Here is an 853-nt window from a genome sequence, read left to right as displayed (position 1 = left end):
CAACTTCGGCATCGGCGCGAAGGTCTACTATGACTCGACCGCCAAGCTCGTCACGACGACGGCAACCGGCAATACGCTTATCGGCGTGGCCGTCACCGCAGCCGCCGCGAACTCGGGCAGCGTCCACGTCAAGATCGTCTGAGCAAAGGGGCTTTCGGCGACAGTCGGAAGCCCGTTCTATTTGGGGTAGGATAATGCGTGTCCAGATCAATATCGAAGAACTGAAACAGGCTCGTTGTGTCGTGGCCGAACTTGCCGCCGCAAATCCATTGCTGACGCCGGTTTTCGACCGGCTAGACAAAGAATACAACATTTTGGCCGGATCGCGTGAGACGCCGATTCAACGGATCGCTCGCCAACGTCGGGAAATCCGCGATCTCGCCTAAATCGCTATAGCTTCGAGCTTCTCGTGCATCAGTTCCAGCGATGGCCCTTTTCCGTATTTCTCTCGGTTGAGTTTGTGGCCGAACAACTGCCGCCGCATCCTGTCGTCAAATTCGGCAGCGATCATTCGATCTTCGAAGGCATGTCTCAAAGAGTAGAGAACATGCTGATCGGATTCCATCAGGCCGTTTTCGCGCATGAATTTGTTGATTGTCGCCGACGCCGTGTCCTTGGCGCAGTAGGTAGGGAAGCCATTCGGGCAGTCTTGAAAAGCCTTCAATGAAATACCCGTTAGCGGAATGACGCGCTTCGATTGCGGGTTCTTCAACTGTCGCCCTACCGGTTCTATGGATATGTGCGGCACGGAAGCTTCGAGGCGGATATGTTCAGGCAGCAAGCCCGCTATCTCGGACGGTCTAGCCCCCGTATTGATCATTCCCAGGAGAATGCACCGCGCTTCGATGTTCAA

At 55.2% G+C, this 853-nt stretch carries 3 protein-coding genes; 2 read left to right on the top strand and 1 reads right to left on the bottom strand.

Features of this window, described 5'->3' with window-relative positions; translation table 11 throughout:
• Window positions 1-10 precede the first annotated feature (10 nt).
• Complete coding sequence (locus DOU54_RS26180) at window positions 11-142, top strand: DUF2190 family protein (RefSeq protein WP_286079967.1); 132 nt, start codon at window positions 11-13, stop codon at window positions 140-142.
• A gap of 52 nt (window positions 143-194) precedes the next feature.
• Window positions 195-386, top strand: a complete 192-nt coding sequence (locus DOU54_RS26175) for a hypothetical protein (RefSeq protein WP_113732116.1) — start codon at window positions 195-197, stop codon at window positions 384-386.
• Here DOU54_RS26175 and DOU54_RS27635 read toward each other — a convergent pair.
• Window positions 383-853, bottom strand: a 471-nt coding sequence (locus DOU54_RS27635; RefSeq protein ID WP_353505555.1) for a site-specific integrase, incomplete at its 5' end; no start/stop codon positions are given. The two genes, DOU54_RS26175 and DOU54_RS27635, sit on opposite strands and share 4 nt — an antisense overlap.

The organism is Agrobacterium sp. MS2 (assembly GCF_003261015.1).
In the GTDB taxonomy this organism is placed as follows: Bacteria; Pseudomonadota; Alphaproteobacteria; order Rhizobiales; family Rhizobiaceae; genus Agrobacterium; species Agrobacterium pusense.
Note: the sequence above shows the minus strand (reverse complement) of the source record. Positions and strands in the feature narration are given on the sequence as shown.